The following is a 22052-nucleotide window of genomic DNA, read 5'->3' as shown; positions in this document are numbered from 1 at the left end:
TTTGGAAAGCCTGTTGACACTTCCTGTGGCGAGTGGGGCCAGAATCAGGATTTTACAAATAACAGACACCCACCTTTTTGCCGGTGAGCATGAAACACTGCTTGGCGTTAACACATACCGCAGTTATCGCGCGGTGTTGGCCGCCATTCAGGCGCAACAATATCCTTTCGATTTGATCGTCGCGACAGGCGATTTGGCACAGGATCACTCTCTGGAAGCCTATCGCCACTTTTCCCGTGGGATCCGGCAATTGTCCGCTCCTTGCGTGTGGCTGCCGGGGAATCATGATTTTCAGCCGGCGATGGTCGATGTGCTGGCCCAAGAGGGGATTGCGCCGTCCAAGCATGTGATGTTAGGCGATAAATGGCAGATTATTTTGCTGGATAGCCAGGTGTTCGGCGTGCCGCACGGCGAACTCAGCGACTATCAGCTCGAATGGCTTGAGCGTAGTCTGCAAAGCCAGCCGGATCGTTTTACCCTGCTTTTACTCCATCATCATCCTCACCCTTCCGGCTGTACCTGGCTTGATCAACACAGTTTGCGTAACGCGCATAACCTGGCCGCGGTGCTGGCCCGTTATCCTCTGGTGAATACCATCTTATGCGGGCATATTCATCAGGAACTCGATCTTGACTGGCACGGGAAACGCCTGCTGGCAACGCCGTCCACCTGCGTTCAGTTTAAGCCGCACTGTACGAATTTCGCCATTGACGATGTCGCGCCGGGCTGGCGCTATCTGGACTTAATGCCGGATGGCGGGCTGGAAACCGAGGTGTTTCGTCTGGAGGGCAGCGAATTCCTGCCCGACATGAATTCGGATGGCTACTGATGCCGGTTTTACTCTATCTGCACGGTTTCAACAGCACGCCCAACTCAACCAAAGCGACGGCGCTGAAAGCGTGGCTGGCGCGCCATCATCCCGACATTGAGATGCTGGTGCCGCAGCTTCCGCCTTATCCGGCCGACGCGGCTGAAATGATGGAATCGCTGGTGATGGAACGGGCCGGTAGCCCGCTGGGTATTGTTGGCTCTTCTCTCGGTGGTTATTATGCCACCTGGCTGTCGCAGTGCTTTACCATACCCGCCGTGGTGGTGAATCCGGCGGTAAAACCGTTCGAGCTTTTGCTTGATTATTTGGGCGAATATCAGAACCCCTACACCGGTGAACAATATGTGCTAGAGTCACGGCACGTTTACGATCTGAAGGTCATGCAGGTTGAACCGCTGGAGTCGCCCGATTTGTTGTGGCTACTGGTTCAGACTGGAGATGAAGTACTGGATTATCGTCAGGCGGTGTCTTATTACACGGACTGCCGTCAAACAGTGGAATCAGGGGGCAACCATGCCTTTGTCGGATTTGAGCACTTTTTTTCACCCATAGTGAATTTTTTGGGGCTCGCGGCAGACTGAACATCAGGGCGCCGGCAGCAATGATGGCGATGGCGCGCAGGCGAACGTTGCCGGTCATGTTTTTGGCAATAACGCTCATCGGTACGGTTCACCACTTTTCATTTAAAACAACGAATTAAATCAAACCATGACTCAATCAAGTTATAACGCTGATGCGATTGAAGTACTCAGCGGACTGGAACCGGTGCGCCGTCGTCCGGGAATGTACACCGATACTTCGCGTCCCAACCACTTGGGGCAAGAGGTAATAGACAATAGCGTCGATGAGGCATTGGCAGGATATGCTCGCCGGATTGATGTGATTCTGCATGCCGATCAGTCATTGGAAGTGATCGACGACGGCCGCGGAATGCCGGTGGATATCCACCCGGAAGAGGGCGTCCCGGCCGTTGAGCTGATCATGTGCCGGCTGCATGCCGGCGGTAAATTCTCCAATAAAAATTATCAGTTTTCGGGCGGGTTGCACGGCGTGGGGATCTCGGTGGTCAACGCGTTGTCTTCACGGGTGGAGGTGACGGTTCGGCGCGATGGTCAAGTGTATGACATGGCGTTTGAGAATGGCGATAAAGTGCAGGAGCTCGCCGTTACCGGAACCTGCGGCCGCCGTAATACCGGCACCCGCGTACATTTCTGGCCGGATGAAAAATTCTTCGATAGCCCGCGTTTTTCCATATCGCGTTTGACGCACCTGCTGAAAGCCAAAGCCGTACTGTGTCCCGGCGTGGAGATCGTCTTTAAAGATAAGGTCAATAATACCGAGCAACGCTGGTGCTATCAGGACGGATTGAACGATTACCTGAGTGAAGCGGTGAACGGATTGATCACGCTGCCGGAGAAACCGTTTTTGGGCGCGATTGCCGGCGATACCGAAGCGGTTGATTGGGCGCTGCTGTGGTTGCCGGAAGGCGGCGAACTGCTGACCGAAAGTTATGTCAACCTGATCCCCACCCCGATGGGCGGCACGCACGTTAACGGATTGCGCCAGGGTCTGCTGGACGCGATGCGCGAATTCTGCGAATTCCGCAATATTCTGCCGCGCGGCGTAAAGCTGAGCGCCGATGATATCTGGGAACGCTGCGCCTATGTGCTATCGGTGAAAATGCAGGATCCGCAATTTGCCGGGCAGACCAAAGAGCGTCTTTCCTCGCGCCAGTGCGCGGCATTTGTTTCCGGCGTGGTGAAAGATGCGTTCAGCCTGTGGCTGAACCAGAACATTCAAGCCGCCGAGCAACTGGCGGAACTGGCTATCGCCAGCGCTCAACGCCGTATGCGCGCCGCCAAAAAAGTGGTGCGTAAAAAGTTGACCAGCGGACCGGCGTTGCCCGGCAAGCTGGCCGACTGTACGTCGCAGGATCTTAACCGTACGGAACTGTTCCTGGTAGAAGGGGATTCGGCGGGCGGTTCGGCCAAGCAGGCGCGGGAACGCGAGTATCAGGCGATCATGCCGCTTAAGGGGAAGATCCTGAATACCTGGGAAGTCTCTTCCGATGAGGTTCTGGCCTCGCAGGAAGTCCACGATATTTCGGTGGCGATCGGCATCGATCCCGATAGCGACGATCTGAGCCAGCTGCGTTACGGCAAGATCTGTATTCTGGCGGATGCGGACTCCGATGGTTTACATATCGCCACGCTGCTGTGCGCTCTGTTCGTGCGCCATTTCCGCTCGGTGGTGAAGGGCGGGCATGTGTATGTGGCAATGCCGCCGCTGTACCGCATCGACCTCGGCAAAGAAGTCTATTACGCCCTGGATGAAGAAGAAAAAGCGGGCGTACTGGAACAACTCAAGCGTAAAAAAGGCAAACCCAACGTGCAGCGCTTTAAAGGGCTGGGTGAAATGAACCCGCTGCAACTGCGTGAAACCACGCTGGATCCGAACACCCGCCGCCTGGTGCAGTTGACGATCAACGACGACGACATCGATCAGACGATGGCCATCATGGATATGCTGCTGGCGAAGAAGCGCGCCGAAGACCGCCGCAACTGGCTACAGGAAAAAGGCGACAAGGCTGAAATCGAAGTCTGACGCTGATGCGGCGCAATCAAGCCGACGCCAATCGCGGAATGTGCGCGGTATCTTCCCGCTCGCCGGGCGGAGATCGGGCATATTCGCGGCCGCCGCGATAGCAGGGTAAACGTTAATGAAAGTGACGCTTGAGGAATTGCAGGCTTTTGTCGTGGTGGTCGACACCGGTTCGATCACCGCGGCGGCGGAACAGCTCGGTCAGACGACGTCCGGCATCAGCCGGGCGTTGCGTCGTCTTGAAGGCAAATTGGGCACCACGCTGCTGCAGCGCACCACCCGGCGGCTGGCATTGACGGAAGAAGGCATTATGTTTCTTCAGCATGCGCGCGATGTGATCCGCGCCGTCGAGCACGCCGAAGAACAGATTGCGTTGCGCCATGAACAGCCCTGCGGCCGGTTACGGGTTAATGCGGCTTTCCCCTTCATGCAGCACGTCATCATCCCCCTCATCCCTGAATTCCGCCGCCGTTATCCACAGATAATGCTGGAGCTGAACAGCGATGATTTCATTATCGATTTACTGGAACAGCAAACGGACGTCGCTATTCGTATCGGCGTCTTAAAAGATTCCAGCATTCATGCCCGCTTTTTAGGGAGCAGCCGCTTGCGCGTGCTGGCCAGCCCGGACTATTTGCGCCGCCACGGTACGCCGATGAGCGTTGAGGAACTGTCGCAGCATAGCTGTCTGGGATTTACGCAGTTGGAATGGCTCAATCACTGGCCGCTGCAGGACGGTAACCGGGACTGTTACCCCATCTTGCCGTCGGTATCCGCCTCAAACGGCGAGATGCTGCGCCAGTTGGCGCTTCATGGCGAAGGGATTGTCCGTCTGTCGGATTTTATGACGCATGAAGATCTGGCCGGCGGGCGTCTGGTGCAGATCCTGGCGGATGAGACGATGGACGTGCGCATGCCGGTTAATGCGGTGTATTACCGTCATACGCCGCTGGCGGCGCGGATTAGCTGCTTTCTGGATTTCCTCAGTGAGAAAATAGCGCAACATCCGCTTTGATTGGCGGGCGTTGCGCCGTCGTTGCGGGCGGTTGCCGTCAGGCAAAAACTTTTGCCAGATGCTGACGATAGCGGGCGATGTTGTTTTCTACATCGGGGGATTTGATCACATCATTACAGATGAACGTCGGCAACGGCGACAGGCCGATAAACTGATTGGCTTTATGGAACGGTAAATACACGCCGTCCACCCCGACGCCGTGGAAAAACTGCTGCGGATCGGTAAAGGCTTCCAGCGGCGCGTTCCAGGTCAAGGAAAGCATATATTTCTTGCCTTGCAGCAAGCCCCCGGAACCATACTTTTTACTGCTGTCGGAACGGGTGCGGCCGTCGCTGGCATACAGCGAGCCGTGACCGGCGGTGAAGACCTCATCGACGTATTTTTTCAGTATCCAGGGAACATCCATCCACCAGCCGGGCATCTGATAAATGACGGCGTCGGCCCACAGGTAATTCTGCACTTCCTGCTCGATGTCATAGCCCTGATCGACCCAGGTCACCCGTACATCGTGGCCTTTATCCTGTAACTCGCTAATCGCAACCTCGGTAAGGGTTTTGTTGAGTTTGCCGCCGGAATGACCAAATGCCTTACCGGCATGAATAATCAATATGTTATGCATCGTAGACTCGCTTATGGATTTGTCTTGCCTGGATTGGATTCTGGTTGATAAAGAACCAGTTTGGCAGATTTTCATGGGTGAAAATATAGGGAATATGTCACAACACTGTTGACTGCGGCGCAATAATCTCGTTATCCCGGCCGGGATAAGTGAGAAAATCCGGAAGATCCTGTTCCGAATGAACCCGCATGACAAAGAAAAGGATAAGAGCGCCGAACCTTCTCTTATCCCTGCGGAGATAGGCGGAGCCGGGCCGGCTCCGCCATAGGCCATTAATTAGAAATCAACGTTAACCCCAAGCTGGAAAGTGCGGCCCGGCGCGACGGACAGCGCCTGATCGTACAGATCCTGGGTGTTGGCGTTTTCCAAGCTGTGGCTGCTTGGATAGTTCCAGTATTTGCGATCGGTAATATTGTAGATGCCGCCGCTCAGCTTCACGTTTTTGGACACGCGGTAGTAAGCGGTCAGATCCACCAGGCCGTAGCCGGGCACCCGCATATACTCGCTTGTGGAATCGGTAATTGGCGTGCCGCTGTTGTTATAGCTCTGGCGGTTGGTGTAAGAGGCTTGTTTGCCTTTGTTGAACGTCGCGGTCAGCGCGGCGCCATAGTTTCCGTACGGATCGTCATAGGCGACGCCTACGATGGCTTTCATCGGCGCTACGCTGGCCAGATCGACATATTTGTCTCCCAGGTAGCTGGATTTGGATGCGCCTTCGGCGTAACCGAACGCCAAGCGCGCACTTAAACCGTTAACCTGTTCGAACCAGGTGCCGAAGTTGAATTTGGTACTGATTTCACCGCCGTAAATATAGGCTTTATCACGATTTTCCGCCTGATAGACGATGTTGATATTGCTCGGTACGTTGGTGAATTTTTCCGGATTGGCCGTCCGGGAGTAACGGGTGTAGTCAATGAAGTTTTTATAGTCATTGTAGAACGCGGCGGCGCTGACCGTAATCCCTTCAACCGCTTCCCCTTTCAGGCCCAGCTCGAAGTTATTGCTGGTTTCGGTTTCCAGCTCGGGGCTGCCCAGCAGCGCATATTGTGCGCCGTAAGCCGTCGCATAGTTTGCCGTCAGGTTATAAGAACCATACAACTGGCTGGCGTTGGGGAACTGTGCGCCGCGCTTGTATTGCAGATAGGTGGTCAGTTTTGGCGTAATGTCATACAGGAAGCTCAGGGAAGGCAACACCTGCGAATCGCTGAACCCTTCGCCGTAGAGTTTTTGCACGTCCGAATCGGAAACGTTGGCGTCGCCACCGCTCATATTGGACAAATTGGTGGCCTTGCTGTTTTGATAGGCCACACGCACCGCCGGCACCACCGAGAAGTCATGGCCGGCCAGATCCCAGGTCATTGTGTCCTGTACGAAACCGCCCAGAATATAAGTGCGGCTATCCGCTTCTGGTTTGGATATGTCATTGTACGAGGTTAACTCCGGATCGAGGCGATACGGGCGTTCTGTTTTCGATTCGCTGGCGTTCAAGCCCCAATTCAGATTATGGATGCCCCATTCTTTGGACATCTTGGTTTCCAAACCGTAGGTCTTCACATTGTAATCGGAATAGATGCGGTGAGCCTCAGCCGCGGTGGCGCCGGTGGTTGCCGGCGCCCAGGTATTATCGTGCGCTTCGGTCTGCTGGTAGTACGCCTTGGTTTCAGCCAGATCGATCAGCGGGTTGTCGGTTGGCGTCCAGCGATCTTTCAGGCTGGCGCTCCAGCGACGGGTCTGGCTGCTCTGCTGCGCTCTGCCGTAGATTGTGCTGGTGCTGGTGCCCCAGTAGTCATAGTTGGTATGGTTGGTTTTGTGGTAGTAATCCAGCGTGCCGGTCAATTGATGGGTATCCGTCGCCTGCCAAATGCCGGACGCCATTATCGCGTCGGAGTGCCAGTTGGCCGGATAGGCATCGATGGTGCCGCTGTTGTTTTCGGTTTCCTGGCCGTCGCGGCGGCTGATCACAATCACGCCGCGCAGGTAGTCATCGCCCGCGGCGGCGGTGATGCCGTTGTGCCAACTGCTGTTGGATGAATCATAGTCGCTCTGGTAGCCGAAGTAGCTTGATTTATTGGCGGAAAGATAATCATCGGCGGATTTGGGCAGGAAAGACACCGAGCCGCCCAGCGCAGTATTGGGGTTGGATACCGCGGTGGCGCCGGATTCGATGCCCACGGAGCCATACATATAGGGGTCGATATAGTCGCGGCCGATACCGAAGGTGTTGGAGCCGGTTCGACCGACGGAAGGCCGCCCCGTGGCGTTGGGTTGCGCGATGCCGTCCACGTCGATGGCGATGCGGTTGGCTTCCAGCCCGCGGATGTTATAGCCGGTATAGCCGCCGCGATCTCCGGTATAACCGCTTTTGCCGGTGTTGGAGCCGCCGCTGGCGCCGGTGGCGCTGATCAACGGCTGGTAGCGCATAATGGTGCCGAAATCATTGCCGCCCTCTTTCTGCATATCGCTGGCGGTGATGGTGGTTTTGCTGCCGGCTTCTTTCTCAACTTTGGGAGAATAAACCGTCATCACGTCGCCAGTCGATTCAGATTTGCTGGCCGTATTGGTTTGCGCAGATGTTGGGGTATCGGCGGCAGCGCTGTTGAATGCTGTGCCGGCCAAAATCCCGGTGAGCATGATTTTTTTGAAATTCTTGTTGATTAACATAGTGATACTCTATTGATAGACGACTCCAGCGACCAGGGATGGTAACGCGGGCAATGGACTTCGGCGGAAATGAAGCCAGGGTTTGGTAACAACACAGGAACACCGTAATGATAATTATTACCGAACATTAAGAGTTATCATTCGTCTTTTCAATTGCGGTTTTATTAAAAACTCTTAATAAAAGTGTCTTCTGGATGTCATTATTTGTCGTTGGGCGGAACGGCCAACTATTCGGAAACGGAAAAAGACGAGAAGCATGAGAAGCCGGTTTGACCGCCGCGCAAACCTGGGCCGATGCGCTGAAAACGGCTCACCGGCATGAATCTCAGGCGGCGATGCCGCATCGCCGGCGGCCGTTAAGGTTGCCGGCCTTTGTTCTCTGTGACAGGAGACCGCCGGATAAGGTACTATTCCCGCCAAACAAGCGTGTCGGAAAGCGTTCTAATCGCGCTGCGATGTGAGGAAACGAGATAAATGAGTGAGATGACGCATGACGGCGCAGAAAGCCTTGCGCTGCACACGTTTACTGAAAATGCGTACCTAAATTACTCCATGTACGTCATCATGGATCGGGCATTGCCGTTTATCGGCGATGGCCTGAAGCCGGTACAGCGGCGTATCATTTACGCCATGTCGGAGCTGGGCCTGAACGCCAGCGCCAAATTCAAAAAATCCGCCCGTACCGTCGGCGACGTATTGGGTAAATACCATCCGCATGGCGACAGCGCCTGTTACGAAGCGATGGTATTAATGGCTCAGCCCTTTTCCTATCGCTATCCGCTGGTGGATGGCCAGGGGAACTGGGGCGCGCCGGACGATCCGAAGTCATTCGCCGCCATGCGTTATACCGAATCCCGCTTGTCCAAATACGCGGAAACCCTGCTTGGCGAACTGGGGCAGGGCACGGTTGACACTGTGCCGAACTTCGACGGAACGATGCAGGAGCCGAAAATGCTGCCTGCCCGCCTGCCGAACATTCTGCTTAACGGCACCACCGGGATCGCCGTAGGTATGGCGACGGACATCCCGCCCCACAATATCCGGGAAGTCGCCGCGGCGGCCGTCGCGTTAATTGATAAACCCGGCGCCTCGCTGGAAGATTTATTGCAGCACGTGCAAGGGCCGGACTTCCCGACGGAAGCGGAAATCATCACCCCAAGTAATGAAGTGCGTAAAATTTACCAGAACGGGCGCGGTTCGGTGCGGATGCGCGCCATCTGGAAAAAAGAAGATGGCGAAGCGGTGATTACCGCGCTGCCGCATCAGGTTTCGGGCGCCAAGGTGCTGGAACAGATAGCCAGCCAGATGCGCGCGAAAAAGCTGCCGATGATTGAAGATCTGCGCGATGAATCGGATCACGAAAATCCCACGCGTCTGGTGCTGGTGCCGCGTTCCAACCGTATCGATCTGGATCAGGTGATGAACCACCTGTTCGCCACTACCGATCTGGAAAAAAGCTACCGCATCAATATGAATATGATCGGTCTGGACGGCCGGCCCAGCGTTAAGGGACTGGTTGAAATCCTGACGGAATGGCTGGTGTTCCGCCGTGATACCGTGCGCCGCCGGCTGAATTACCGGCTGGAGAAGGTGCTTAAGCGTCTGCATATTCTGGAAGGGTTGCTGATTGCATTCCTGAATATTGATGAAGTGATCCACATCATCCGTACCGAAGATGAGCCCAAACCGGTATTGATGCGCCAGTTTAGCCTGAGCGAAACCCAGGCCGAAGCGATCCTGGAACTGAAATTGCGTCATTTGGCCAAGCTGGAAGAGATGAAAATCCGCGGCGAGCAGGACGATCTGGCGAAAGAGCGCGACCATTTACAGGCATTGCTGGCATCCGAACGCAAGCTGAGCAATCTGCTGAAAAAGGAAATTCAGGCGGATGCCGCCGCTTACGGCGACGATCGCCGTTCGCCGCTGAAAGAGCGCGCTGAAGCGAAAGCGATGAGCGAACATGATTTCGTGCCTTCGGAGCCGGTCACCATCGTATTGTCGGAAATGGGGTGGGTTCGCAGCGCCAAAGGGCATGACATTGATCCGGCGGGATTAAGTTACAAAGCGGGCGATAGCTTCCGTTCCGCCGCCCGCGGTAAAACCAATCAGCCAGTAGTATTTATCGATTCGACCGGCCGCAGCTATGCGCTGGACCCGCTGACCTTGCCTTCCGCGCGCGGTCAGGGCGAACCGTTGACCGGCAAGCTGACGCCGCCGCCGGGAGCGACCATCGAGCATGTGCTGATGGCCGCGGACGATCAGCCGCTGCTGATGGCCTCCGATGCCGGCTACGGCTTTGTCTGCACCTTTAACGATTTGGTGGCGCGCAACCGCGCGGGTAAAGGCATCATCACGCTGCCGGATAATGCCAAGGTGCTGGCGCCGCTTGAGATCCACGGCGAGGACAATACCCTGCTGGCAATCACCGCCGCAGGCCGGATGCTGTTGTTCCCGGTTTCTGACTTACCGCAGTTGTCGAAAGGAAAGGGCAATAAGATCGTGTCTATTTCGTCAGCGGACTTCTCCAGCGGCAAGGATCGTCTGAGCTGGCTGCTGCTGCTGCTGCCGCAGTCGTCGGTCACGTTGTTCTTCGGCAAACGAAAACTGATTCTGCGCCCGAACGACTTACAGCGATACCAGTCTGAACGCGGGCGAAAAGGGACGCTGTTGCGCGGCTTGCAGCGTATCGATCATATTGATGTCGATGCGCCGAAGCGGATCGGCGGCGGCAGTAGCGAAGAGTAAATAATCAACGCCGGGAAAGCGCGATAAGAGTAAGATGGCCGCGCTTTCCCTGGCGATTCGCCCCTTCGGATTTCATCCTGTCTACAGACCGCCGGCCCTCTGCGTATCGCAGCGGAAAACTGACCGTTCTGCAAAAGGAATCACCGTGTGTTTTGTAGCAGAATAGCTATACTAGCGGCGGCAGTTGGCTTATGAGGTTGTTATGTTATTCATTCTTCGTTTTATTGTGGTGATCGTATTTTCGATTTTAGTCTGTGTTTTTGGATCTATTTACTGTCTTTTCAGTCCTAAAAACCCGCGTCACGTTTCGACATTCGGTCACCTTTTTGGTCGCCTGTCGGTGGTGTTTGGTTTAAAAGTAGAACTGCGGATCCCAAAAGAAGCCGCGCATTACGGCAACTGTATTTATATCGCGAATCACCAGAATAATTACGATATGGTCACCGCTTCGAATATCGTGCAGCCGCGCACGGTCACCGTGGGCAAGAAAAGCCTGCTGTGGATCCCTTTCTTTGGCCCGCTGTACTGGCTGACGGGGAATCTGCTGATCGATCGTGACAACCGGGCCAAAGCGCACGGCACCATTGCTCAGGTGGTCAAACATATCAAGGAAAAGAATATTTCCATCTGGATGTTCCCGGAGGGCACGCGCAGCCGGGGACGCGGGCTGTTGCCGTTTAAAACGGGGGCGTTTCATGCCGCCATCAGCGCGGAAGTGCCGATCGTGCCGATTTGCGTTTCCACGACCAGCAATAAAATAAAACTGAACCGCTGGAATAATGGTCATGTCATCATAGAGATGCTGCCGCCGATCGATACCCGCTCCTACGGCAAAGATCAGGTACGCGAGTTGGCCGCGCACTGCCATGACATTATGGCCGCCAAATTGGCGCAGTTGGATGCGGAAGTCGCGGAACGCGAAGCGGCGGAAAAAAAATAATTCGCAAACGGCCTATCCCTTTGCTTTTCGGTAAAGGGCTATTTTTCAGGTTTAACATTGAGCCTGATAATAAACACAGAACAATAAAAATAGACTGTTCCTGAACGGTCGCTCTAACGTCATCTCCCGTCTATTATTATCGCCGTCGTGGCCGGGGATCTGCGGGAATGACGCAGGAAGGCGGCTCGACGACGGAGCATTAATGTAGTGTCTGCGCCGCAAGGGTGCTTGAAAACACTCCCGGTGTTGTTGTTGCAAAGGCGATGAAGGAAAGTTGGACTCGCGCCGACGAAATCTGAAAACGTTGGCCGGCAGTCCGAATACTTGTTTTCTTCCAGATGACTAATCGGAAGTTAAATCTTTTATACGGTTTATTAGATTTACGGAGTCACTATGTCACTCAGCCGGCGTCAGTTTATTCAGGCATCGGGTTTTGCATTATATTGTGCGGGGGGCAAGCCATTGTTGGCGGCAACAGGCGGAATGCCAACCGCTTTACCGATCCCCCATTGCTGGAGTCGCGTAGGGGACAGCCTCTGTTTCTGACGATGCAACGAGCTCACTGGGCTTTCACCGATGACCGTAAAACGTCGGTCTGGGGCATCAACGGCCGTTATCTGGGACCGACGGTCCGGGTATTTGACGGCGATGACGTTAAGCTGATTTACAATAATCGGCTCAATGAACCGGTATCCATGACCATCAGCGGACTCCAGGTGCCCGGCTCGCTAATGGGCGGCGCGGCGCGCATGATATCGCCGGGGATGGATTGGTCGCCGGTACTGCCGATCCGTCAGCCATCCGCCACCTGTTGGTATCACGCCAACACGCCGAACCGCATGGCGCCGCATGTGTACAACGGGCTGGCGGGGCTCTGGCTGGTGGAAGATAGCACCGCTAAATCCCTGCCTATCCCCAATCATTACGGCGTGGATGATTTTCCGCTGATTATTCAGGATAAACGCCTGGATAGCTTTGGCGTGCCGATTTATAACCCGGCGGGCAGCGACGGTTTTGTCGGCGACACGCTGCTGATTAACGGCGCCCAGAATCCTTATGTTGAAGTATCTCGCGGCTGGGTGCGCTTGCGGCTGCTGAACGCGTCAAATTCCCGCCGCTACGTGATGCGTATGAGCGACGGGCGGTCGATCCACGTTATCGCCAGCGATCAGGGGCTGCTGCCGGCGCCGATGGCGATTAATCAGATCTCCCTGGCTCCCGGCGAGCGGCGGGAGATCTTGATTGATATGTCGCAGGGCGGTGAGGTTTCGCTGACGGCGGGCGAATCAGCCGGCATTATGGACCGTTTGCGCGGGCTGTTTGAGCCGTCCAGCATTTTGATTTCTACGCAGGTATTAACGCTTAAGCCGACCGGGTTATTGCCATTGGTGACGAATAACCTGCCGATGCGTTTGCTGGCGGATAATATTATCGAAGGCAGCATCAGCCGCACGCGGGAATTTCGTCTGGGCGATAGTCTGCCGGGCATCAACGGCGCTATGTGGGATATGACCCGCGTCGATGTTCAGACCCAACTGGGCCGCTGTGAACGCTGGATTATTCATGCCGATACCCCCCAGCCCTTTCATATTCAAGGGGTGAAGTTTTTAGTGCGCAGCGTCAACGGAGGCGCGGTGCCGATAGAGGACAGCGGCTGGAAGGATACGGTGTGGGTGGACAGCGACGTCGAACTGCTGGTTTATTTTACCCAACCGTCATCGCTGGCTTTTCCTTTCCTGTATTACAGCCAGACGCTGGAAATGGCCGATCATGGCTCAACCGGCCAATTAGTGGTACAGCCTTCAGCCTGATGGCTTGCCGGCCCTTTTTACGGCCGGCCGGAGTCTGGAAAGCGGTGGCGCAGCGTGTTCCAGTCCGGCGCGGCCGCCGCGCCCCGGCCGGCAACGACGCAGGCCGCCACCCGGTTAGCCAGATCTACGGCATCGCGTAAAGGCCAGTTTGCGGATAGACCCGCCAGCAGACCGCCGCTGTGCGCGTCGCCTGCGCCAACGGTATCGACAACCTGCGCCTGATAGGCCGCTACGGCAGCGGGTTCGCCGTCCGGCGGGCAAATCCAGGCGCCTTCCTTATCCAGGCGGCAAATCAGCGTTAGCCCGCAGCGCTGCGCGTACCGCATCGCTTGCGCAACCAGATCGCCCTCTCCGCATAGCTGCCGGGTTTCATCGCGGTTCAGCGTCAGGATGGTGTCGCTGCCGGCCAGCGCGTGAATGAACTCGGCCGGGATGAAGGGCAGGCGCGGGCCGAAATCAATCAACTTTTGCTGAGTCTGTTCCAGCGTCCACTGGCGCAGCGCCTGTCCGCCATCGCCGAACAGCTCATAGCCGTTAACGTACAGCAGCGCGTGGTCGGGCATTGTGAGCTGTTGCAGCATTTCCCGGCTACAGTGGGCCTCGCATCCGGTGATGCCGATGAATGTCCGTTCGCCGTCAGGCTCCGTCATTGCCAGACACCAGCCGTTATCCATTTCGGCATGGCGCAATAGCACCGGCAGATTCATCTCCGTCATGGCGGCCTCGACGGCTCTCCCCCACGGCCCGTTGCCGACCGGCATGCCGTTGACGATCGGCACATTGAGGCGGTGCAGCGCGCGAGCCACGTTAAACGCGCAGCCGCCAATCTGGTGGCCGAGATCCTTGCCCTCGATATCTTCGCCGCTGACCGGCAGGCGCGGCAGCGCCAGCAGCAGATCGCCGCAGGCGCCGCCAACCACGACGACAGGCCGTTCAGGCGTAAATGTCCTCATATCAGCCTCTCTTGCGGTTTAACCGCCAGGTAAAGCCAGTAGGTGGCCAGGCTGATAGCAAACGAGATAAACAGCCCTAAGCTGGAATTGGCGAAAATACCTATCGCCAGCGGTCCGTCGATAAAGCCGGTTTTTGTCACCATCAGGCCGGCGACGGCGCCCAGCAGCCAGCAGCATAGCGGTATCCAGCGGACGCCAAGATTCTTGCCGTTTAGGCCGAAGAGCAGTTCGTCGTTGTAGCCGTGACGGCGGCGAACCAGGAAATAATCGAGGATGAACACCGCGGACCAGGGGCCGAGGAACAGGCCGCAGAAAATCAGAAAGGAGATAAAGGGCGTCAGGAAGTCGCCGGATATAAACAGCACATAGATGGCGACGCCCACAACCAGCAAGGCGTCAAAGGCCACCGCGATCGACTGGCGTACCTTTACGCCGATGGTCAGCAGATTGAGGCTGGCGGAATAGAGGCTTAATACGGCAATCGTAATGATACCGGCCGTGGCGGTTAATAAATAGGGAACGGACATCCAGGTCGGCAACACCGTGCCGATCAGCGCGATCGGGTTCGCCGCGCTGGAGAGCTCGGGCAATTGGGAGGACAGCAAAATACCGGCCAGCATCAGCAGTATCAACGGCAGGGCGGAGCCGCCTACGACAGCGGCGAAGACGCTGCCCCGGCTGCTGGCCGGACTTTGGTAGCGGCTGTAATCCGCGCCGGCGATCGTCCAGCCCACGCCGGTACCGGCGGCAATGACCGATACCGCGGGCAGGAAACTGGTTAGCCAGTCGCCGGACGGTAGTGACAGCACCGTATGCCACGGCGTGTTGAACAGAATATGGATCACCACCACCAGCGTCATGGTGCCGAAAATTCGCGTTATCCAGCTTTGCAGCAGGATCAGCGTGCTTTGCCCCAGAATGCTGACGGCAATCGTCAGCCCGCCGAACAGCAGTAAACAAACGGCGGTCAGCGTTGCGCCGCCGCTCAACCCCAGGGCTTCAAACAGGGCGGATAGCGTCAGCGTGCCGGTTATCAGGTTGACGGCTTCCCATCCCATCAGGGTAAACCAACTGAACGCGGTAGGCGCGATATTCCCTTTCAGACCGAAAATCGTGCGGGAAAGCGTCAGGGTGGCGGTACGTCCGGCTTGACCGGCAAACGAGGTAAAGCCTACCAGCGCAAAGCTGGCCACCCCGAGAATAGCGGCAAGAATGGATTGAATGAACGAGAGGCCGAACGACACGATAATGGCGCCGTAGACAATGCCGAGGATACCAATATTCGCCGCACACCAGATCCAAAATAACTCCAGCGGCTTACCGGTGCGTTCCGTTTCCGGGATCCGATCGATGCCGGCATTTTCCACTTTCCATGTTTTGTTTTGTGGCGGCGCCGCGTTGGTTTGATTTGGTTGTAGCTCACCCATGTCGGCATGCTCCTTTTTAGCCTTGGTATGACGAATGGCGGCGCAGAGGGCGAACCCATCGAGTTAGCCGATGGGGTAAACCATGCCGCTGGGAAGGCCGAATGCCATGTGATGCGCCATTTGGTTAGCAATGGTTATGAATCGATGGTATTCGCGCCGTCCCCAAGGGTAGCAGATAATAGGATTTAACGCTGGGAATTCAGGGAGGTGTCGAACGCGCGAGCAACGGCGTCTTGATGAAAAGCGTCGATGCGGCCGGTTCAGACCGGAAGAAAATATCCGGTTCGACCGACTCATCGGCATCCATTAAGACGACGATTTAGTCTCTATCGTTGCTATATTCGCCTGCGGTCAATTCAACCGCGGCTATATTATTATCAGGGCTAGGCGGCGCATTTTTGAACCAACGCCTGCCTTTGTAGCTCTGATGAAGACCCTGACGCACCAATTGTCGGCTGTTCGGAAAGCAACCAGCCGGGGTGTCGCCGGGTTTTCTGGTGTCGGTTAATTAATACCCTGGTGTTGGCATTGCGCGCATGAGTTTACGGAAATCAATCCACAGGCGCAAGTCCAATTTAATGCCTATAATATGCCAATACCAGTCCGATGAATTTTGCTCTACAACTTAATCGATTCAACATTTTTGTTTAACAATTGCGTATGCTTAATACAGCGTAAAAAACAATAAAAAGGCATGCAATATGCAGGAATTACTACTTTGGGTCAGGGATAAGCTGGCTGAACCGTCCTCTGCCCCACTTTATATGCAGCTTGCTTCGCTTCTTAAGGCGGAAATTAAGCGGCGAAAAGACCTATCCGGCCAGTTTCTACCTGCTGAAAGAACGATCGCGCAACAGACCGGCCTATCTCGCGTGACCGTTTCCCGTTCTTTGGCGCTACTGGAAGAGAACGGTTTAATCGTTCGTCAGCAGGGGATTGGCACCAGAGTGAGTCAGCATTTGAGTTATTCTCTGAACGAGGATGAATCGGGTTTTACCTCGCTGGTGCTGCAATGCGGCGGCAAGGCGGGCAATCTTTGGCTGGAAAGGAGCAGAAAAAAACTTTCTGCCGCAATTGCCGAGGAAATGTCTTTGCCCAAGGATAGCGAGGTCACGCATTTGCGGCGTGTGCGATTAATTAATGGCGAACCGGCGTCACTGGAAAGCGTATGGATCCCGACGGCGTTATTACCGGAACCGCGGCAATTGGAGCACTCGTTGTATCAATACTGGGCGGAGCGCAATATTTATCCGGATAAAAAACGTTATCGCTTAAAAGCGGTGGCGGCGCCGGCGGATGTGGCCGGGCATCTCGGCGTACCGTCGGGCGCGCCGCTGTTGTTAAGCCGTCAGCATACCTATGACGCCCAGGGTGAACTGCTGGAATACTGTGAAATTTATTGCCGCAGCGATGTGTATGAGTTTCAGGTAACGGATTAGTCGCGTTGCCGACAGAAAGCAGTCTTGCCGGCGAGAGGCGCGGCGTCAGTCGCTTTCCATGTTATCCGGGTCAGGGCCGAGGCGTTTGCCGCTGTCCAGTTTGGCTATTTCGCCCAGCTCGTCTTTATCCAGACGGAAATCAAACACGTTGAAATTTTCTCTGATGCGGGAAGGGGTAACGGATTTCGGAATGACGACCAATCCGCTGTCCAGATGCCAACGGATCACGATTTGCGCCGGAGTTTTATTATACTTCGTCGCCAGTTTACGGATAATCGGTTGATCGAAGACCCCTTCGCCGCCTCGCGCCAACGGGCTCCAGGATTCGGTCTGGATTCGGTGGGTGGCGTTCCAGGCGTGAAGCTGACGCTGCTGAAACAGCGGGTGGAGCTCTATCTGATTGATGACGGGAAATACGCCGGTTTCATCTTTCAGCCGCTGTAGGTGATGAATATGGAAGTTGCTGACGCCGATGCTTTTTACCAGCCCCTGTTCCTGTAATTTAATCAATGCCCGCCAGGCATCCACATAGGTGTTTTGTCGCGGCAGCGGCCAGTGGATAAGATAGAGATCCACATAGCTCAATTGCAGCTTGTTCAGGCTGGCTTCCAGCGCTTTTTGCGGCTCTTTCTGGTCGCTGTTCCAGAGTTTGGTGGTGATGAATAATTCTTCGCGCGGGATGTCGGTGGATTGCAATGCCCGGCCGACGCCTTCTTCGTTTGTGTAGATGGCGGCGGTATCAATGGCGCGATAACCCGCGTTTAATGCTTCGGTTACGGCGCTAACAGCCTCTTCGTTACTTGCCCGCCAGACGCCAAGACCCAGCTGAGGCATAATATTGCCGTCAGCCAGTTTCAATTTAGGTTGCGTCATATCACTCTCCTTTTTCTACCATTAATCAATGCGATATCCAGTGAATAACGGAGGTGGGGTCGCCTGCGGAGGTATGGCCGATAGGTTTTTGGCCCCGCAGACATATCGATTGATTATAGTAGAAAATGAGGCTGCTATTTTATACGGCGTGAAATCGTATTTTAACGCTTTGGGGGGCGGGTTAACGCGTTCAGGCCGTGGCGTGTTTTTTGCGCCATACCATGATGACGATACCGATTAAGCCGCTGATCAGCAGGATGACGGGCAGCAGGATCAGCGCGGTCATTACCTGATCTTCATAGCGTTTTACCAGCGGGATATGGCTCATGGCGTAGCCGAGCGTCACGATACCGCCGACCCAAAGGAAACCGCTCAGCCAGTTAAATATCTGAAAACGCATGTTATTGAGTCCGGAAATACCGGCAATGGTCGGCAATAGCGTACGGATAAACGCCAGAAAGCGGCCAATCAGCAGCGCCACCAGCCCGTGGCGGTGGAACAGGTGGTAAGCCCGCTGGTGGTAATGGGCCGGGAGTTGCAGCAGCCAGCCTTTGACCAACCGGGTATCGCCTAGCCAGCGTCCCTGAAGATAACTGAACCAACATCCGAGGCTTGCGGCTACGGTCAGCAGAATCATGGTGGGAATAAAACTCATGACGCCTTTGGCGATCATGGCGCCGGCCAGCAGCAGCAGACTATCGCCAGGAAGAAAAGAGGCTGGCAGTAGGCCATTCTCTAGAAATAGGGTTGTAAACAAAATACCGTAAACCACCCAGATGACATGGGGGTCTGCCAGGGCGCTAAAATCCTGGTGCCATAGCGCCTGAATAATTTCGTGAACCACACTCATATTACTTCCTGTCAGGTAACTGAAGCCCTAAAAAATAAAAAAGGGGCGAAACTGCCCGACCATGTTGTACTTAAATACGCTAAGACCAGCGCAGGGCTAAGCGCTTATTCTGTTAAGATTAATGCTGGTTAGGATAAGCGTTGGGTTAAGGTAAAGCGGTTTTAGTTAAGATTATCTCGACTATGATACACGCTTTACCTACTTCAATGCAGCTAAATCAAGGGATATGGGCCTGTTGCCGTCACACTTCCTGAATTCTGTCAAAGCCGCGCGCCAGATCGTCAATCAGATCATCGCTATCTTCAAGCCCAATATGTAACCGAATGAGTGTGCCGGTAAAGTCAACGCCGGCAACCGGACGGATCGATGCCAGAGATTCCGGCTGATTGGCCAGAATCAGCGATTCAAAACCGCCCCAGGAGTACGCCATGCTGAAATGTTCAAAGTTATCCAGGTAGTGGGCCAGCTGCGCGTTGCTCAGCTTATCTTTCAATACAAATGAAAATAATCCGCTGCATCCTTTAAAATCACGCACATAGAATTCATGGCCTTTACAGCCCGGCAGCGCAGGGTGATTGACGACGGCCACTTCCGGGCGCTCGGACAGCCATTTAGCGATGCGGATACTGCTTTCCTGATGCTGTTTGAGCCGGACTCCCAGCGTTCGCAAGCCACGGCTGGCGACATAGGCGGTATCGGCATCAACCATTTGCCCCATCAGGTAGGAGTGTTCACGTAGCTGCTCCCAGCAACGTTCGTTCGCCACGGCCGTGCCCAACATGGCGTCAGAGTGGCCGACCATGTATTTCGTTCCGGACTGCACCGAGATATCAATGCCGAAATCCAGGGCTTTAAACAGGATGCCCGCCGCCCAGGTGTTATCCATGATGATGACGATTTCCGGGTTGATGCGGCGAACGGCTTGTACGATTGCCGGTACGTCGTGGACTTCCATGGTGACGGAGCCTGGCGATTCAAGAAATACGACTTTAGTATTTTCCTGGATTAACTCGCTGATGCCTGCGCCGATCAGCGGATCAAAATAGGTGGTGCCGATATTCAGTTTACTGAGAACGGCGTTACAGAAACTCTGAGTCGGTTCATAGGCTGAACCGGTGACCAGTACGTGATCGCCGGCCGATACGAAAGAAAAAATCGCATTGGTGATCGCCGCCGCCCCGCACGGATACAGGACGCAGCCGGCGCCGCCTTCCAGTTCGACCATCGCTTCCTGTAGGGAAAAATGGGTCAATGTGCCGCGGCGTCCGTAGAATAAGCCGCCGTTGGCCCGGTTAATGGCCGCGTTTTTTTTATCCTGAACGGTGTCGAATACCAGGGAGGACGCCCGTTGGATGACGGGATTTACCGAACCGTGCGTAAATTTTTTGCTGCGCCCCGCGGCGACCAGTGCTGTTGCTGTTTTCTTACTCGTCATAACCGATATCACCTTTCTCTTTTTTGCCGTACCAGGCGGTTCAATGCGTCAGGATAACCTGTTTACCTGTTCAATTTATTCCGTTTAACGCCGACACTTCAGCAATCTGACGCTTTCTACGTTACCACGGCTGAATAGGGCTGTGGGCGGGCTTTTCCTTCCGAAACGGAAAAACGGTAAAAGTTGCTGTTTTTACTGCCAGAGAAGGGCTTCCTGCTGACGGCGGGCTCTTTTGCGCGCCTAAAATTAATTCCGCTATGCGTATGAAAAGTATGAAAAGCCAGAAATACTGGCTTTGTATCCGATTGATAAAGATTGTTCGTGCCCGCCTCGCTCGTCCTTTGCAATGCGCGCGCGCGGGTAGAGGGGAAACACGGGGGAGGTTCCTACAGAGAGGCCTCACCCGCGGCCGCCGGATTCGCCGACAAGTTTGTCGGCAAAAGGAGAAGGAGATCGTCCCCCGGCGGGTTACAGCAGAATATTGCTGAGAATAAACCCGAATATCACCGACAGCGCAATGGTCAGCACGCCCGGTATCAGGAATGAGTGGTTAAACACATATTTCCCGATGCGGGTTGAGCCGGTGTCATCCATTTCCACGGCGGCCAGCAAAGTCGGATAGGTCGGCAGCACGAACAGCGCGGATACCGCGGCGAACGACGCCACCGCCGTCACTGGAGAAACGCCGAGCAGCAATGCCGCCGGCATCAGCGCCTTGGCGGTCGCGGCCTGCGAATAGAGCAGCATGGCGGCGAAGAACAGCACGATGGCCAACATCCACGGGTAGTTTTGCAGTAGCGTTCCCGCCGTTTCCTGAATATCGGTGATATGCGCTTTAACGAATGTATCGCCTAACCAGGCGACCCCCATTACGCAGACGCAGGCGCTCATGCCGGATTTGAACGTGCTGGCCGTAAGCACTTTTCCGGTATCAATTTTACAGGTAATGCAGATCAGCGTGGCGATAGTCAGCATAAACACCACAATCGCTTCATTGCGCGGCAAAACAGGGTCAGCAATCAATTGCACCGTATCGCTGATGGCGGTGGCGTAAAATACGACGGCGATAATGCCGAGCAGAAACAGCAGTACGGAAAGTTTCGCCCCTGGTTTGACCTCCAACGCGCTGGTGCTGCGCAAATCAACTTCGCCTTTTTTCAAACGTTCCTGATAAATTTCATCATTTTTCAGTTCTTTCCCCAGGAAATTGGTGATGATGGCGGTAAGCAAAACGGCGGTCAGCGTGGTGGGAATACAAATCCCCAACAGCATCAGATAGCTGATGCCGTAAGGCTCCAGAATACTGGCGACAAATACGACGGCGGCGGAAATCGGCGAGGCGGTAATCGCCACCTGAGAAGCGACAACGGCGATCGATAGCGGACGCGAAGGCCGGATGCCTTGTTCTTTGGCGACTTCCGCGATAACCGGCAGCGTAGAGAAAGCGGTATGCCCCGTACCGGCCAGCAGCGTCATGACGTAGGTCACGAGCGGGGCGAGAAAGGTGACGTATTTAGGATGACGGCGGAGGAGTTTTTCCGCCAGGCTGACGAGGTAATCCATGCCGCCCGCCACTTGCATGGCGGCGATAGCGGCGATGACCGCCATAATGATTTCGATAACGTCAAAAGGGATCGCGCCCGGCGCGATATTGAAGCCCAGGGTGAGAATCAACACGCCCAGACCGCCGGCAAAGCCAATACCGATACCGCCGAGCCGCGCCCCCAGATAGATGGCGAACAGCACGATAATGAGTTCCGGGACCAACATACAATGCTCCTTAAAACAATTTGATATACCCCCCGCTTTCAGGCTGCAGAGATGTTGACTGGCAATTCGCCTCCTTCAGTACCT

General features: G+C 55.2%; 16 protein-coding genes. 8 read left to right on the top strand and 8 right to left on the bottom strand.

Annotated elements, in window-relative coordinates; translation table 11 throughout:
- Nucleotide 1: 1 nt before the first annotated feature.
- The 4 genes from cpdA (at nt 2) to HC231_RS21730 (ending at nt 4445) form a co-directional block, all read left to right on the top strand.
- On the top strand, nt 2-829 hold the full coding sequence (gene cpdA, locus HC231_RS21745) for a 3',5'-cyclic-AMP phosphodiesterase (protein WP_208228740.1): 828 nt from the start codon (nt 2-4) through the stop codon (nt 827-829).
- Nucleotides 829-1410, top strand: a complete 582-nt coding sequence (gene yqiA, locus HC231_RS21740; RefSeq protein ID WP_208228739.1) for an esterase YqiA — start codon at nt 829-831, stop codon at nt 1408-1410. The genes cpdA and yqiA overlap by 1 nt, the downstream gene beginning before the upstream one ends.
- 127 nt (nt 1411-1537) lie before the next feature.
- Nucleotides 1538-3433, top strand: a complete 1896-nt coding sequence (gene parE, locus HC231_RS21735) for a DNA topoisomerase IV subunit B (RefSeq protein WP_208228738.1) — start codon at nt 1538-1540, stop codon at nt 3431-3433.
- Between the two features lie 115 nt (nt 3434-3548).
- Nucleotides 3549-4445, top strand: coding sequence for a LysR family transcriptional regulator (locus HC231_RS21730; RefSeq protein ID WP_208228737.1), 897 nt, complete (start codon nt 3549-3551; stop codon nt 4443-4445).
- A 37-nt stretch (nt 4446-4482) separates the two neighbouring features.
- Here the strand turns inward: HC231_RS21730 and HC231_RS21725 are convergent, their stop codons facing one another.
- Nucleotides 4483-5064, bottom strand: coding sequence for an NAD(P)H-dependent oxidoreductase (locus HC231_RS21725; protein ID WP_208228736.1), 582 nt, complete (start codon nt 5062-5064; stop codon nt 4483-4485).
- 276 nt (nt 5065-5340) lie between these two features.
- Nucleotides 5341-7725: a TonB-dependent receptor domain-containing protein gene (locus HC231_RS21720; RefSeq protein WP_208228735.1), complete on the bottom strand. Its 2385-nt coding sequence runs from the start codon at nt 7723-7725 to the stop codon at nt 5341-5343.
- Nucleotides 7726-8199: 474 nt separating this feature from the next.
- On the opposite strand from HC231_RS21720, the gene parC reads away from it, so the two are divergent.
- The 3 genes from parC (at nt 8200) to ftsP (ending at nt 13221) form a co-directional block, all read left to right on the top strand.
- Complete coding sequence (gene parC / locus HC231_RS21715; RefSeq protein WP_208228734.1) at nt 8200-10470, top strand: DNA topoisomerase IV subunit A; 2271 nt, start codon at nt 8200-8202, stop codon at nt 10468-10470.
- Nucleotides 10471-10672: 202 nt separating this feature from the next.
- Nucleotides 10673-11410, top strand: coding sequence for a 1-acylglycerol-3-phosphate O-acyltransferase (locus tag HC231_RS21710; RefSeq protein WP_208228733.1), 738 nt, complete (start codon nt 10673-10675; stop codon nt 11408-11410).
- A gap of 338 nt (nt 11411-11748) precedes the next feature.
- Nucleotides 11749-13221 (top strand): cell division protein FtsP, encoded by a 1473-nt coding sequence (gene ftsP, locus HC231_RS21705; protein WP_246494621.1) that lies wholly within the window; start codon nt 11749-11751, stop codon nt 13219-13221.
- Between the two features lie 17 nt (nt 13222-13238).
- Here the strand turns inward: ftsP and HC231_RS21700 are convergent, their stop codons facing one another.
- On the bottom strand, nt 13239-14174 hold the full coding sequence (locus HC231_RS21700) for a PfkB family carbohydrate kinase (RefSeq protein WP_208228732.1): 936 nt from the start codon (nt 14172-14174) through the stop codon (nt 13239-13241).
- Nucleotides 14171-15601 carry a purine-cytosine permease family protein gene (locus HC231_RS21695; RefSeq protein ID WP_208228731.1) on the bottom strand — a complete coding sequence of 477 codons (1431 nt, stop codon included), beginning with the start codon at nt 15599-15601 and terminating at the stop codon, nt 14171-14173. Before HC231_RS21695 ends, HC231_RS21700 begins: the two co-directional genes overlap by 4 nt.
- A 701-nt stretch (nt 15602-16302) precedes the next feature.
- On the opposite strand from HC231_RS21695, the gene HC231_RS21690 reads away from it, so the two are divergent.
- The gene (locus HC231_RS21690; RefSeq protein ID WP_208228730.1) at nt 16303-17040 is read left to right on the top strand and encodes a GntR family transcriptional regulator; all 738 of its coding nucleotides are present in this window, start codon (nt 16303-16305) and stop codon (nt 17038-17040) included.
- A gap of 45 nt (nt 17041-17085) precedes the next feature.
- On the opposite strand, the gene dkgA is transcribed toward HC231_RS21690, so the two are convergent.
- The 4 genes from dkgA to HC231_RS21670 form a co-directional block, all read right to left on the bottom strand.
- Nucleotides 17086-17913, bottom strand: coding sequence for a 2,5-didehydrogluconate reductase DkgA (gene dkgA, locus HC231_RS21685; protein ID WP_208228729.1), 828 nt, complete (start codon nt 17911-17913; stop codon nt 17086-17088).
- Between the two features lie 190 nt (nt 17914-18103).
- Complete coding sequence (locus tag HC231_RS21680; protein WP_208228728.1) at nt 18104-18763, bottom strand: DedA family protein; 660 nt, start codon at nt 18761-18763, stop codon at nt 18104-18106.
- Nucleotides 18764-19004: 241 nt separating this feature from the next.
- A complete protein-coding gene (gene metC, locus HC231_RS21675) occupies nt 19005-20198 on the bottom strand; it encodes a cystathionine beta-lyase (RefSeq protein WP_208228727.1) in 1194 nt (397 codons plus the stop codon).
- A 468-nt stretch (nt 20199-20666) separates the two neighbouring features.
- Nucleotides 20667-21968: an anaerobic C4-dicarboxylate transporter gene (locus HC231_RS21670; RefSeq protein WP_208228726.1), complete on the bottom strand. Its 1302-nt coding sequence runs from the start codon at nt 21966-21968 to the stop codon at nt 20667-20669.
- Between the last annotated feature and the right edge of the window lie 84 nt (nt 21969-22052).

The sequence above is a fragment of the Brenneria izadpanahii genome, assembly GCF_017569925.1.
Lineage (GTDB): Bacteria > Pseudomonadota > Gammaproteobacteria > Enterobacterales > Enterobacteriaceae > Brenneria > Brenneria izadpanahii.
This window is presented reverse-complemented; position numbering and strand designations above follow the sequence as displayed.